The sequence below is a fragment of the Photorhabdus hainanensis genome (genome assembly GCF_018448965.1).
In the GTDB taxonomy this organism is placed as follows: domain Bacteria; phylum Pseudomonadota; class Gammaproteobacteria; order Enterobacterales; family Enterobacteriaceae; genus Photorhabdus; species Photorhabdus akhurstii.
The window spans coordinates 1-15,263 of record NZ_RCWD01000064.1; the positions used below are offsets into that span (position 1 = coordinate 1).

Annotated in this window: 10 protein-coding genes; 5 read left to right on the top strand and 5 right to left on the bottom strand. The window is 45.0% G+C overall.

Annotated elements, in window-relative coordinates; all coding sequences use genetic code 11:
* Positions 1 to 61 precede the first annotated feature (61 nt).
* The 5 genes from EAE92_RS23140 (at position 62) to tccC (ending at position 12,565) form a co-directional block, all read left to right on the top strand.
* Positions 62 to 517 (top strand): DUF6392 family protein, encoded by a 456-nt coding sequence (locus EAE92_RS23140; RefSeq protein ID WP_246545375.1) that lies wholly within the window; start codon positions 62 to 64, stop codon positions 515 to 517.
* Between the two features lie 158 nt (positions 518 to 675).
* On the top strand, positions 676 to 1,089 hold the full coding sequence (locus EAE92_RS24845) for a DUF6392 family protein (protein ID WP_258165832.1): 414 nt from the start codon (positions 676 to 678) through the stop codon (positions 1,087 to 1,089).
* A gap of 528 nt (positions 1,090 to 1,617) precedes the next feature.
* The gene (tccA, locus tag EAE92_RS23145) at positions 1,618 to 4,515 is read left to right on the top strand and encodes an insecticidal toxin complex protein TccA (RefSeq protein ID WP_214069740.1); all 2,898 of its coding nucleotides are present in this window, start codon (positions 1,618 to 1,620) and stop codon (positions 4,513 to 4,515) included.
* A gap of 93 nt (positions 4,516 to 4,608) precedes the next feature.
* The gene (tccB, locus tag EAE92_RS23150; RefSeq protein ID WP_214069741.1) at positions 4,609 to 9,300 is read left to right on the top strand and encodes an insecticidal toxin complex protein TccB; all 4,692 of its coding nucleotides are present in this window, start codon (positions 4,609 to 4,611) and stop codon (positions 9,298 to 9,300) included.
* A gap of 133 nt (positions 9,301 to 9,433) precedes the next feature.
* Positions 9,434 to 12,565 carry an insecticidal toxin complex protein TccC gene (gene tccC / locus EAE92_RS23155; RefSeq protein ID WP_214069742.1) on the top strand — a complete coding sequence of 1,044 codons (3,132 nt, stop codon included), beginning with the start codon at positions 9,434 to 9,436 and terminating at the stop codon, positions 12,563 to 12,565.
* A gap of 94 nt (positions 12,566 to 12,659) precedes the next feature.
* Here the strand turns inward: tccC and EAE92_RS23160 are convergent, their stop codons facing one another.
* The 5 genes from EAE92_RS23160 to EAE92_RS23180 form a co-directional block, all read right to left on the bottom strand.
* A complete protein-coding gene (locus EAE92_RS23160) occupies positions 12,660 to 13,049 on the bottom strand; it encodes a hypothetical protein (RefSeq protein ID WP_214069743.1) in 390 nt (129 codons plus the stop codon).
* Between the two features lie 185 nt (positions 13,050 to 13,234).
* Entirely contained in the window at positions 13,235 to 13,516 is a 282-nt protein-coding gene (locus EAE92_RS23165) for a hypothetical protein (RefSeq protein WP_214069744.1), read from the bottom strand.
* Positions 13,507 to 13,974, bottom strand: coding sequence for a nucleotidyl transferase AbiEii/AbiGii toxin family protein (locus EAE92_RS23170; protein WP_214069745.1), 468 nt, complete (start codon positions 13,972 to 13,974; stop codon positions 13,507 to 13,509). The genes EAE92_RS23165 and EAE92_RS23170 overlap by 10 nt, the downstream gene beginning before the upstream one ends.
* The gene (locus EAE92_RS23175; protein ID WP_214069746.1) at positions 13,940 to 14,365 is read right to left on the bottom strand and encodes a type IV toxin-antitoxin system AbiEi family antitoxin domain-containing protein; all 426 of its coding nucleotides are present in this window, start codon (positions 14,363 to 14,365) and stop codon (positions 13,940 to 13,942) included. The genes EAE92_RS23170 and EAE92_RS23175 overlap by 35 nt, the downstream gene beginning before the upstream one ends.
* Positions 14,366 to 15,023: 658 nt before the next feature.
* Positions 15,024 to 15,263: transposase (locus tag EAE92_RS23180; protein WP_214066812.1), on the bottom strand; the 240-nt coding region annotated here is incomplete at its 5' end.

A 15,263-nucleotide genomic window follows, 5' to 3' on the forward strand; every position in this document is an offset into this window, starting at 1 on the left:
TCTTACCGGTCAGTGCCTGACCCTCCTGAAGCGCTTTCAGGGCTTTGTCGAAATCGAAAGATTGAGTCATTTGTCATTCCTTTTTGAGATATATTACTGGAATGACACAGAATTTCTAACACTCCCTTATAAAACCAAGCCGTCAGGTTTTCCCGGAGACTCTGATATATCTCTTGATATGGCTAAAGAAGGGACTTTCTTATCATTTTTGCGAGAAAATAAAGTACTTACTGAGATAACGTTAACTTTAATTAATCACAGACGACCTAATTTTATATTTCCTAATGAATTGCCTCCCCCTTTGATACCGCTGATGTCTCGACAGTGGGTTCATGAACATTTTGGTGAGCCTGAAAAATCACTTCCGCTAAGGAAAAGATTAACTAGAGAAATTGGCTGGACTGAGTTATATACTTTATTGGATTTTCGTATTCCAACTAGCATGCAGGTTGATTACAATTTGCTGGAGCAAGTCAGAATGGTGACTTTTTTGCCTACGTCAGAGGTGCGTTGGTAATTAATATATATGATAGGTTTTTTTAAAATCCAATTCATTTGCGGGTAATTTGAAAAATAAAATCGTAGATGAATTGGACTAACTAAGAGTAGGAGTTTATACAAATGACAGTCAACATAGATGCGCTAATAAATAGCTTAGGGAAGTCTTATTAGGAAATTTTTGATGAAGGGCTAATTACTTATAAAACTAAACCAACAGGATATCCTGGAGATCCTAATATATCCCTGCATATGATTAAAGAAGGTGTACATCTTGCTTTTAAGAGAGATGGTAGGGTTTTATTTGCGATAGGGCTTATTTTGATTGATGAAAAAAAAGATTCATACCAATTTCCAAATGAACTCCCATCACCACTAATTCCTATAATGTCCCGGCAATGGATTCATGAACAGTTTGGCGAGCCTGAAAGATCACTTCCGCCGAGGAAAAGGTTAACTAAAGGAATTGGTTGGACTGAGCTATATACCTTATTGGATTTCCGTATTCTAACCAGCATGCAGGTTGATTATGATTTGCGGGAGCGAGTCAGACTGGTGACTTTTTTACCCACATCAGCAGTGCGTTGGTAATCAATAAAGAGCCTCTCATTTAGATCTTTAGCTGTTTGAGTATGCGAAATTTGACTCATTCACTTCTCATTACCCTCCAATAGGTTATTTGTTTAAAAAAATAATAAAGATATGCGAGTAATCTTCATCATATTGATATAAAAGATTATTTTTATGCCATTGCCACCATTATTCATCAATATTCCGGCATATTAGGTATTACTTTATTCAAGACGCGATATTGCAAACTATTGTTAATTATTTTGTAAATTAATTATAAATATACGTAAATGTTCATTCTAAATAATTATATAAAGGTAAAGTTATTTTATTGTCTGTATTTTGTTTTTTAATGTAAGCAAGTTTTGTGATTTATTATATTTTTCCTCACATATCATCACTGTGTATAGCGCCTTTAGAAGGCAAGAGGACCTGATGTTCTAACATGCACATGTTTGATCTGGCCCCTCTCTTATACATAACGATGGTGGTTATTTTTTTGCGCGAAAAAACCTGTTTCTCATGATAAACCTCAATTCAGGAGTCCGTATGAATCAACTCGCCAGTCCCCTGATTTCCCGCACCGAAGAGATCCACAACTTGCCCGGTAAATTGACCAACCTTGGTTATACCTCAGTGTTTGATGTGGTACGTATGCCGCGTGAGCGTTTTATTCGTGAGCATCGTGCTGATCTCGGGCGCAATGCTGAAAAAATGTATGACCTGGCAGTGGGCTATGCTCATCAGGTGTTACACCATTTTCGCCGTAATTCTCTTAGCGAGGCTGTTCAGTTTAGTTTGAGAAGTCCATTCTCCGTATCAGGTCCTGATTACGCCAATCAGTTTCTTGATGCAAACACTGGCTGGAAAGATAAAGCGCCAAGTGGATCACCGGAAGCCAATGATGCGCCGGTAGCCTATCTGACTCATATTTATCAATTGGCCCTTGAACAGGAAAAGAGTGGCGCCAGTACCATTATGAATACACTGGCGGAGCGCCGCCCCGATCTGGGGGCTTTGTTAATTAATGATAAAGCGATCAATGAGGTGATACCGCAATTGCAGTTGGTCAATGAAATTCTGTCCAAAGCCATTCAGAAGAAACTGAGTTTGACTGATCTGGAAGCGGTAAACGCCAAACTTTCCACCACTCGTTACCCGAATAATTTGCCATATCATTATGGTCATCAGCAGATTCAAACAGCTCAGTCGGTATTGGATACCACATTGCAAGATATCACTCTGCCACAGACGCTGGATCTGCCGCAAAACTTCTGGGCAACAGCAAAAGGAAAACTGAGTGATGCGACTGCCGGTGCTTTGACTCGACTGCAAATCATGGCGAGTCAGCTTTCGCCAGAGCAGCAGAAAATCATAGTGGAAACCGTCGGTCAGGATTTCTATCAGCTAAATTATGGTGATAGTTCGTTGACGGCGAACAGTTTCAGCGACATGACCATAATGACTGATCGAACAAGTTTGACTGTACCCCAGGTAGAACTGATGTTGTGTTCAACGGTTGGGGGTTCTACGGTTGTTAAGTCTGATAATGTAAGTTCTGGTGACATTACAGCGACGCCATTTGCGTATGGCGCTCGCTTTATTCATGCCGGTAAGCCGGAGGCGATTACCCTGAGTCGCAGTGGCGCGGAGGCGCATTTTGCTCTGACGGTTAACAATCTGACAGATGACAAGTTGGACCGTATTAACCGCACAGTGCGCCTGCAAAAATGGCTGAATCTGCCTTATGAGGATATTGACCTGTTAGTGACTTCGGCTATGGATGCGGAAACAGGAAATACCGCACTGTCGATGAACGACAATACGCTGCGTATGTTGGGAGTGTTCAAACATTATCAGGCGAAGTATGGTGTTAGCGCTAAACAATTTGCTGGCTGGCTGCGCGTAGTGGCCCCGTTTGCCATTACACCGGCAACGCCGTTTTTAGACCAAGTGTTTAACTCCGTCGGCACCTTTGATACACCGTTTGTGATAGATAATCAGGATTTTGTCTATACATTGACCACCGGGGGCGATGGGGCGCGTGTTAAGCATATCAGCACGGCACTGGGCCTCAATCATCGTCAGTTCCTGTTATTGGCGGATAATATTGCCCGTCAACAGGGGAATATCACGCAAAGCACACTCAACTGTAATTTGTTTGTGGTGTCAGCTTTCTACCGTCTGGCTAATTTGGCGCGCACATTGGGGATAAATCCAGAGTCTTTCTGTGCCTTGGTTGATCGATTAGATGCAGGTACAGGCATCGTCTGGCAGCAATTGGCAGGGAAACCCACAATCACGGTACCACAAAAAGATTCCCCGCTGGCGGCGGATATTCTGAGTTTGCTGCAAGCGCTAAGTGCGATTGCTCAATGGCAACAACAGCACGATTTAGAATTTTCAGCACTGCTTTTGCTGTTGAGTGACAACCCTATTTCTACCTCGCAGGGCACTGACGATCAATTGAATTTTATCCGTCAAGTGTGGCAGAACCTAGGCAGTACGTTTGTGGGTGCGACATTGTTGTCCCGCAGTGGGGCGCCATTAGTCGATACCAACGGCCACGCTATTGACTGGTTTGCTCTGCTCTCAGCAGGTAATAGTCCGCTTATCGATAAGGTTGGTCTGGTGACTGATGCTGGCATACAAAGTGTTATAGCAACGGTAGTCAATACACAAAGCTTATCTGATGAAGATAAGAAGCTGGCAATCACTACTCTGACTAATACGTTGAATCAGGCACAGAAAACTCAACAGGGCGTGGCCGTCAGTCTGTTGGCGCAGACTCTGAACGTGAGTCAGTCACTGCCTGCGTTATTGTTGCGCTGGAGTGGACAAACAACCTATCAGTGGCTGAGTGCGACTTGGGCATTGAAGGAGACCGTTAAGACTGCCGCCGATATTCCCGCTGACTATCTGCGTCAATTACGTGAAGTGGTACGCCGCTCCTTGTTGACCCAACAATTCACGCTGAGTCCTGCAATGGTGCAAACCTTGCTGGACTATCCAGCCTATTTTGGCGCTTCCGCGGAAATAGTGACCGATATCAGTTTGTGGATGCTTTATACCCTGAGCTGTTATAGCGATCTGTTGCTCCAGGTGGGTAAAGCTGGTGGCGCCGAGGATGATGTACTGGCCTACTTACGCACAGCTAATGCTACCACACCGTTGAGTCAAGATGATGCTGCACAGACGTTGGCAACGCTATTGGGTTGGGAGGTTAACGAGTTGCAAGCCGCTTGGTCGGTATTGGGCGGGATTGCCAAAACCACACCGCAACTGGATGTGCTTCTGCGTTTGCAACAGGCACAGAACCAAACTGGTCTTGGCGTTACACAGCAACAGCAAGGCTATCTCCTGAGTCGTGACAGTGATTATACCCTTTGGCAAAGCACCGGTCAGGCGCTGGTGGCTGGCGTATCCCATGTCAAGGGCAGTAACTGAGCATGGCAGAGCTCACTACCTGAGTGGATTTGATTTTTCCGTATGGCCCAATGAGGCTATTTCTAAACCGCCATTTAAGTAAGGCAGATAATTATGTTATCGACAATGGAAAAACAACTGAATGAATCCCAGCGTGATGCGTTGGTGACCGGCTATATGAATTTTGTGGCGCCGACGTTGAAAGGCGTCAGTGGTCAGCCGGTGACGGTGGAAGATTTATACGAATATTTGCTGATTGACCCGGAAGTGGCTGATGAGGTTGAGACGAGTCGGGTAGCACAAGCGATTGCCAGCATACAGCAATATATGACTCGTTTGGTCAATGGTTCTGAGCCGGGGCGTCAAGCGATGGAACCTTCTACGGCTAACGAATGGCGTGATAGTGATAACCAATATGCTATCTGGGCTGCGGGGGCTGAGGTTCGAAATTACGCTGAAAACTACATTTCTCCCATCACTCGGCAGGAAAAAAGCCATTATTTCTCGGAGCTGGAGACGACTTTAAACCAGAACCGACTCGATCCGGATCGGGTGCAGGATGCTGTTTTGGCGTACCTCAATGAGTTTGAGGCAGTGAGTAATCTGTATGTGCTCAGCGGTTATATTAATCAGGATAAATTTGACCAAGCCATCTATTACTTTATTGGTCGCACTACCACTAAACCGTATCGCTACTACTGGCGTCAGATGGATTTGAGTAAGAACCGTCAAGATCCGGCAGGGAATCCGGTGACGCCAAATTGTTGGAATGATTGGCAGGAAATCACTTTGCCGCTGTCTGGTGATACGGTATTGGAGCACACAGTACGTCCGGTGTTTTATAATGATCGACTATATGTGGCTTGGGTTGAGCGTGATCCGGCAGTACAGAAGGATGCTGACGGCAAAGATATCGGTAAGAGCCATGCCTACAGCATAAAGTTTGGTTATAAACGCTATGATGATACTTGGACGGCACCGAATACGACTACGCTGATGACGCAGCAAGCAGGGGAAAGTTCAGAAACACAGCGATCCAGCCTGCTGATTGATGAATCGAGTACCACATTGCGTCAAATCAATCTGCTGGCTACCACCGATTTTAGTATCGATCCGACGGAGGAAACGGACAGTAACCCGTATGGCCGTCTGATGTTAGGAGTGTTTGTCCGTCAATTTGAAGGTGATGGGGCTAATAGAAAAAATAAACCTGCTGTTTATGGTTATCTCTATTGTGACTCAGCTTTCAATCGTCATGTTCTCAGGCCGTTAAGTAAGAACTTTTTGTTCAGTACTTATCGTGATGAAATAAATGATCAGAACTGTCTACAATTTGCGGTATATGATAAAAAATATGTGATTACTAAGGTTATTGCAGGTTCAACAGAAGATCCTGAAAATACGGGTTGGGTAGGTAAAGTTGATGACTTGAAACAGGGTACTACCGGGGCTTATGTATATATCGACCAAGATGGTCTGACACTTCATATCCAAACCACAACTAATGGGGATTTTATTAACCGCCATACGTTTGGGAGCGCTGACAGAGAGTACAATTCTACGTCTGGTTATGGCTTTTCATGGACAGGGGACGAGGGTTTTTACCTAGATTACGATGATGAAGATTATTACAGCTTCCATAATGCAATAATCACCTATTATCCCCAAGGTTATGGTGGAGGGTCTACTCCTAATGGAACATGGGATATAAACCAGCCAGTCGATGATTCATGGAGTAGTATATTCCTACTTTATGGCCACCATTCCGTTACTGTGAAGGATGGATATATTGCTTGGTTAGGGGATACTCCTACCGGTTATAACCTGTATATCCCAGATGGTACACGTTTGGGGGATTGGTCTGGTGCAATAAATTACGCTATTAGTACTGATACCTTGATTGCCTTTTTCGCAGGTGCTGGTCATCTCACTTATATAAAAAACTTCAAGAAAATCGCTGATAACCGCAAATTCTATCAGGAAATCAATGTTGACACTGCGGATAACCGTAACCTGTTCAGGCATTATGGTAGCCAAACTTTTCAACTTGCCAGCGGTGCGACTTATTCTACAACTTATACCTTGTCCGAGGCGGATTTTTCCACCGATCCGGATAAAAACTACCTACAGGTTTGTTTGAATGTCGTGTGGGATCATTATGACCGCCCGTCAGGGAAAAAAGGGGCTTATTCTTGGGTCAGTAAGTGGTTTAACGTCTATGTTGCGTTGCAAGATAGCAAAGCTCCGGATGCCATTCCTCGATTAGTTTCCCGTTACGATAGTAAACGTGGTCTGGTGCAATATCTGGACTTCTGGACCTCATCATTACCCGCGAAAACCCGTCTTAACACCACCTTTGTGCGTACTTTGATTGAGAAGGCTAATCTGGGGCTGGATAGCTTGCTGGATTACACCTTGCAGGCAGATCCTTCTCTGGAAGCAGATTTAGTGACTGACGGCAAAAGCGAACCAATGGACTTTAATGGTTCAAACGGTCTCTATTTCTGGGAATTGTTCTTTCACCTGCCGTTTTTGGTTGCTACACGCTTTGCCAACGAACAGCAATTTTCGCCGGCACAAAAGAGTTTGCATTACATCTTTGATCCGGCGATGAAAAACAAGCCACACGATGCTCCGGCTTACTGGAATGTACGTCCGTTGGTTGAAGGACACAGCGATTTGTCACGTCATTTGGACGACTCTATAGACCCAGATACTCAAGCTTATGCCCATCCGGTGATATACCAAAAAGCGGTGTTTATCGCCTATGTCAGCAACCTGATTGCTCAGGGCGATATGTGGTATCGCCAATTGACTCGTGACGGTCTGACTCAGGCCCGTGTCTATTACAATTTGGCCGCTGAATTGCTAGGGCCTCGGCCGGATGTGTCGCTGAGTAGCACCTGGACGCCGCAAACCCTCGATACTTTGGCCGCCGGGCAAAAAACGGTTTTACGTGATTTTGAGCACCAGTTGGCTAATAGTGATACCGCTTTACCTGCATTGCCAGGCCGCAATGTCAGCTACTTGAAACTGGCAGATAATGGCTACTTTAATGAACCGCTCAATGTTCTGATGTTGTCTCACTGGGATACGTTGGATGCACGGTTATACAATCTGCGTCATAACCTGACCGTTGATGGCAAGCCGCTTTCGCTGCCGCTGTATGCTGCGCCTGTTGATCCGGTAGCGTTGTTGGCTCAACGCGCTCAGTCCGGCACTTTGACGAATGGCGTCAGTGGCGCCATGTTGACGGTGCCGCCGTACCGTTTCAGCGCTATGTTGCCGCGAGCTTACAGCGCCGTGGGTACGTTGACCAGTTTTGGTCAGAACCTGCTTAGCTTGTTGGAACGTAGCGAACGAGCCGGTCAAGAAGAGTTGGCGCAACAGCAACTGTTGGATATGTCCAGCTATGCCATCACGTTACAGCAACAGGCGCTGGATGGATTGGCGGCAGACCGTCTGGCGCTGTTGGCTAGTCAGACTACGGCGCAACAGCGTCATGACCATTATTACACTTTGTATCAGAACAACATCTCCAGTGCGGAACAACTGGTGATGGACACCCAAACGTCAGCACAATCCCTGATTTCTTCTTCCACCGGCGTACAAACTGCCAGTGGGGCACTGAAAGTGATCCCGAATATCTTTGGTTTGGCTGATGGCGGCTCGCGCTATGAAGGGGTAACGGAAGCGATTGCCATCGGGTTAATGGCTGCCGGACAAGCCACCAGCGTGGTGGCCGATCGTTTGGCAACCACGGAGAATTACCGCCGCCGCCGTGAAGAGTGGCAAATCCAATACCAGCAGGCACAGTCTGAGGTCGACGCATTACAGAAACAGTTGGATGCGCTGGCAGTGCGCGAGAAAGCAGCTCAAACTTCCCTGCAACAGGCGAAGGCACAGCAGGTACAAATTCGGACTATGCTGACTTACCTGACGACTCGTTTCACCCAAGCGACTCTGTACCAGTGGCTGAGTGGTCAATTATCCGCGTTGTATTATCAAGCCTATGATGCCGTGGTTGCTCTCTGCCTCTCTGCCCAAGCTTGCTGGCAGTATGAGTTGGGTGATTACGCTACCACTTTTATTCAGACCGGTACCTGGAATGACCATTACCGTGGCCTGCAAGTGGGGGAGACACTGCAACTCAATTTGCACCAAATGGAAGCGGCCTATTTGGTTCGTCACGAACGCCGTCTTAATGTGATCCGTACTGTGTCGCTCAAAAGCCTATTGGGTGATGATGGTTTTGGTAAGTTAAAAACCGAAGGCAAAGTCGACTTTCCATTAAGCGAAAAGCTGTTTGACAACGACTATCCGGGGCACTATTTGCGCCAGATTAAAACTGTGTCAGTGACATTGCCGACGTTAGTCGGGCCGTATCAAAACGTGAAGGCAACGCTCACTCAGACCAGCAGCAGTATATTGTTAGCAGCAGATATCAATGGTGTTAAACGTCTCAATGATCCGACAGGTAAAGAGGGTGATGCGACGCATATTGTCACCAATCTGCGTGCCAGCCAGCAGGTGGCGCTCTCTTCTGGCATTAATGATGCCGGTAGCTTTGAGTTGCGTTTGGAGGATGAGCGCTATCTATCATTTGAGGGGACTGGAGCAGTTTCCAAATGGACGCTCAACTTCCCGCGTTCTGTGGATGAGCATATTGACGATAAGACATTGAAAGCGGATGAGATGCAGGCCGCATTGTTGGCAAATATGGATGATGTACTGGTGCAGGTGCATTATACCGCCTGCGACGGCGGTGCCAGTTTCGCGAACCAGGTCAAGAAAACACTCTCTTAAATTAACTTTTAACTAATATCTCCCACTCTGTTCGCCAGAGTGGGAGAGGATTTGTCATATCTAAAATCAATCTTGCGATCTTTCTCCATTTCATTGGAAGGGAAGCTGTAAAACAAAATAGAAGGAATATGATATGAGTCCGTCTGAGACCACTCTTTATACTCAAACCCCAACAGTCAGCGTGTTAGATAATCGCGGCTTGTCCATTCGTGATATCGGTTTTCACCGTGTTGTAATCGGGGGGGATACTGACACCCGCGTCACCCGTCACCAGTATGATGCCCGTGGACACCTGAACTATAGTATTGACCCACGCTTGTATGATGCAAAGCAGGCTGATAACTCAGTAAAGCCTAATTTTGTCTGGCAGCATGATCTGGCCGGTCATGCCTTGCGGACAGAGAGTGTCGATGCTGGTCGTACTGTCGCATTAAATGATATTGAAGGTCGTTCGGTAATGACGATGAATGCGACAGGCGTTCGTCAGACGCGTCGCTATGAAGGCAATACTTTGCCCGGTCGCTTGTTATCTGTGAGCGAGCAAGTTTCCGATCAGGAGAATGCTCAAATGACAGAGCGCTTTATCTGGGCTGGGAATACAACCTCGGAGAAAGAGTATAACCTCTCCGGTCTGTGTATCCGCCACTACGACACAGCGGGAGTGACCAGATTGATGAGTCAGTCACTGGCGGGCGCCATGTTATCCCAATCTCACCAATTGCTGGCGGAAGGGCAAGAAGCTAACTGGAGCGGTGACGACGAAACTGTCTGGCAGGGGATGCTGGCGAGTGAAGTTTATACGACACACAGTACCACCAATGCCATAGGGACTTTACTGACCCAAACCGATGCGAAAGGCAATATTCAGCGTCTGGCTTATGACATTGCCGGTCAGTTAAAAGGGAGTTGGTTGACGGTGAAAGGCCAGAGTGAACAGGTGATTGTTAAGTCTCTGAGTTGGTCAGCCGCAGGTCATAAGCTGCGAGAAGAACACGGTAATGGCGTGATTACGGAGTACAGTTATGAACCGGAAACTCAACGTCTGATTGGTATCGCCACCCGACGCGCCGAAGGGAGTCAATCAGGAAGCAGAGTATTGCAGGATCTACGCTATGAGTATGATCCGGTGGGGAATGTCGTCAGTATCCATAATGATGCCGAAGCCACCCGCTTTTGGCGTAATCAGAAAGTGGAGCCGGAGAATCGCTATGTTTATGATTCTCTGTATCAGCTTATGAGTGCTACAGGGCGTGAAATGGCTAATATCGGTCAGCAAAGCAACCAACTTCCCTCACCCGTTATACCTGTTCCTACTGACGACAGCACTTATACCAATTACCTTCGTACCTATACTTATGACCGTGGCGGTAATTTGGTTCAAATCCGACACAGTTCACCCGCGACTCAACATAGTTACACCACAGATATCACCGTTTCAAGCCGCAGTAACCGGGCGGTATTGAGTACATTAACGACAGATCCAACCCAAGTGGATGCGCTATTTGATGCCGGCGGTCATCAGAAGATGTTAATGCCAGGGCAAAATCTGGATTGGAATATTCGGGGTGAATTGCAACGAGTCACACCGGTGAGCCGCGAAAATAGCAGTGACAGTGAATGGTATCGCTATAGCAGTGATGGAATGCGGCTGCTAAAAGTGAGTGAACAGCAGACCGGTAACAGTACTCAAGTACAACGGGTGACTTATCTGCCGGGATTAGAGCTACGCACAACTGGCGTGGCAGATAAAACAACCGAAAATTTGCAGGTGATGACGGTAGGTGAAGCGGGTCGCGCACAGGTAAGGGTATTGCACTGGGAAAGTGGTAAGCCGACAGATATTGACAACAATCAGGTGCGCTACAGCTACGATAATCTTCTCGGCTCCAGCCAGCTTGAATTGGATAGCGAAGGGCAGATTCTCAGTCAGGAAGAGTATTATCCGTATGGCGGCACGGCGATATGGGCGGCGAGAAATCAGACAGAAACCAGCTACAAATTTGTTCGTTACTCCGGTAAAGAACGAGATGCCACTGGATTGTATTATTACGGCTACCGTTATTATCAACCTTGGGTGGGTCGATGGTTGAGTGCTGATCCCGCGGGAACCGTGGATGGGCTGAATTTATACCGGATGGTGAGGAATAACCCCATCACATTGACTGACCATGACGGATTAGCACCATCTCCGAACCGAAATCGGAATACATTTTGGTTTGCCTCGTTTCTGTTTCGTAAACCTGATGAGGGAATGTCTGCGTCAATGAGGCGGGGGCAAAAAATTGGCAGAGCCATTGCTGGCGGGATTGCGATTGGCGGTCTTGCGGCTGCCATTGCCGCTACGGCTGGCGCGGCCATTCCCGTCATTCTGGGGGTTGCGGCCGTAGGCGCGGGGATTGGCGCGTTGATGGGATATAACGTCGGTAGCTTGCTGGAAAAAGGCGGGGCATTACTTGCTCGACTCGTACAGGGGAAATCGACGTTAGTACAGTCGGCGGCTGGCGCGGCTGCCGGAGCGAGTTCAGCCGCGGCTTATGGCGCACGGGCACAAGGTGTCGGTGTTGCATCAGCCGCCGGGGCGGTAACTGGGGCTGTGGGATCATGGATAAATAATGCTGATCGGGGGATTGGCGGCGCTATTGGGGCCGGGAGTGCGGTAGGCACCATTGATACCATGTTGGGGACTTCCGCCACTCTTGCCCACGAAATCGGGGCAGCGGCGGGTGGGGCGGCGGGTGGGATGATCACCGGTACGCAAGGGAGTACTCGGGCAGGTATCCATGCCGGTATTGGCACCTATTATGGCTCCTGGATTGGTTTTGGTTTAGATGTCGCTAGTAACCCCGCCGGACATTTAGCGAATTACGCAGTGGGTTATGCCGCTGGTTTGGGTGCTGAAATGGCTGTCAACAGAATAATGGGTGGTGGATTTTTGAGTAGGCTCTTAGGCCGGGTTGTCAGCCCATATGCCGCCGGTTTAGCCAGACAATTAGTACATTTCAGTGTCGCCAGACCTGTCTTTGAGCCGATATTTAGTGTTCTCGGCGGGCTTGCGGGTGGCATTGGAACTGGCCTGCACAGAGTGATGGGAAGAGATCATTGGATTTCCAGAGCGTTAAGTGCTGCCGGTAGTGGTATAGATCATGTCGCTGGCATGATTGGTAATCAGATCAGAGGCAGGGTCTTGACCACAACCGGGATCGCTAACGCGATAGACTATGGCACCAGTGCTGTGGGAGCCGCACGGCGAGTTTTTTCTTTGTAATTAATATCTTGCAATAAACATTACCGGAAATCTTCGCCCAACATTGGGCGGAGATTTCCGGGTGGAATGCGGTTACTTTAATATCAAAAACAATTTAATTTATGATACTCATAGCTTGCTCTTTATCTTTTACCCCCATTCTGAATGAAGGATTTAATGAAGTTTGAATAGTTGCCGTGACAAGATGAGTACCTTTGAATGATATTGCCATTTGGGTGCCGATGTTTTTATTGATTAAAGAATCAAAATGAGGAAAGCACTGTTTATCGTTTTTTATCGCTATTTCTATCTGGTCATTACCGCCTTCATCTGGCCCTAAATAATCGATTTTATCTGTACAAACGTGAGTTAAGATAAAATTGCCACCGGATGAAAATGCAAATTTCAATCCCTCTTCTGCTTGTGTTTGTCTGTTTTGGGTATTTTTACCGGAGCACCCGATTATTACAGAGAGCAGTAACATAATAACAAACAAATTTTTCATGATTTCAACCTCAATTTAAGGTGGAATTTCTTTGTCCACGTAATGATCTCGATATACCCGTCATCTTTCAAGTTGCTTCTTTGTTGGTTGCACTCACTCACCCCGGTCACATAGTTCTCTATGCTCCCGGGGATTCGCTCCCTTGCCGCCGCGATGCATATTGAAATCCATAGGGTATAATATAGTTAGAAAACTGACGAAAAACTTACCTGATCCAATATATTGTTTGAAATCTTTTCAAAGGTTGCAAAACAGGTTTTAAAGTCGTGGGGTTGTTGATTGTAAACCATAGGAGCTACATAATCCTCAAAGCGTTGAGCGTACTTTTTATTATTTTTTAGCTGTAACAATGCATATCTCATCTCGTCAAATGGGTTATCAGTAAACTCAGGATGTTTACGGCCATATTTAGCAATATCTTCGGAAACAACTTTGATAAATATTGAAAATACATTAGCTAAATCCAAGTTGTTTCCATTAACTCAAGTTTAATAATAGGTCTTAAACAAGGGGCAATCTGATATTGTTGAGGATATCTAATTTCAATTTCTACATACCGGTATTCATCACGTTTTATAGGTTTTTCAGTAATTTTGAAAGCATCATCAGTAATAATGGTAGTAAATAACTGTTCTTGAAAAATCTTCCGAATTCTCTTACGTTCCGAACGGCTAAAAGATTGCCAGTTGCTACGCGGAATAATTTTAAGATCAATATCCTCAGACATTCGCATAATTTTAACGTGTGATTTAGCCAGAGCAGTACCACCACCAAAAATAATGGTAAATACGTCAGATTCAACCTTTGCAATTAAAGTAAGTAAATGGACTATCCAGAAGTCTTTTTCAATGATTGCAGGGTTATCTATGCCTAGTTCAAATGCAACATCATTAAACTCTTTTCTCAGTTGATCTATCTTTTTCATTTATTATTTTTCTGCCTATTTGTAAGCAAGTGCTAAATTTCCGATTATCAAATTTGAACTTAATTGATGCCGGGATTTGGGTTATTTCACCGTTCATAAATTTGAGTGTTAAATCATCAAAAGTAAAATCAATTTTTTTGAGTTTTAGCACCTCGGATACAATGGCATCTACACCGCCAGGTTTTGCTGGGATAGGTTTGCCTGATATAGTGCTCGGTCTGGCTTTTGTATATAGCCCATGACCAATTTTAATGAGTAGCCCTTTCTGTGTGAGTTGTTTAAGTGCCCGGCCAGTTTGATCATAACTGGCGATATCAGCAAAATCTTTGCGTTCAAAAACGTAACGTCTTGATCTGTTTAATTTTTGTTTTATTTTTTCGTAAGCTGTCATAACTCCCCCTTTAGAGAGATGCAAAATTACTGCATATAATAATGTATTATATATCAGTAATATGATTGCTTGACATGAGAAATGACCTGTTGAGTAAAATGGTTGTGAGCTATCTTTGATTTTTATAAAAATACTTCAAGAAATAGATACCCGTTCTTCTTCATCACCGGTGTCTTACCATTCGTTACGGTTTTATTGCCACGGTGAAGCCACCGTTTAGCCGTGGTGAACAATTACATCACGAGAAAATCTGAAATTGATAGCGGTATTGGTAGAATAATGAATGGGAAAATCGTATATATTGGGCTGACAGAATTGTAGAGGAGTTAATATTGTGGTCAAATCGTCTTTTATAATGAGCCGTTATTATGCAGAGTGCTAACCAAAAAATTAGCACTTTTTAATTATTAGTAATATATCACACTGAATAAATGAATAAATGAATAAATGAATAAATGAATAAATGAATAAATGAATAAATGAATAAATGAATAAATGAATAAATGAATAAATGAATAAATGAATAAATTAATTTTACCAATCTATATAGAGGTTGATTTTCAATTAATTAGTGATTGGCTTGATATTTAAAATCGTATTTAAAAGTGAATGTCAATATATTGAAACTTACCATTCATGCCATTATTTAATTACCTGATTACCATCGAATCTCAGCTAGCTTGAGTAAATACTCAGGTATAGGTGCTGCCCGGATACATGAATAAATAAGCTGTTCGAATGTTTTTTTAAGGTTAAAGCGCCAATTGAACCTGAAACAGAATTCGGCAAGATAACGAGGTAAATACTTTTTGCTAATCGAATGATATGTTCCGCGTATCGAATTTTTTACATTACTTATCATTGTGTTAACCCACTGAAAATAAGGAAGCTTAACACT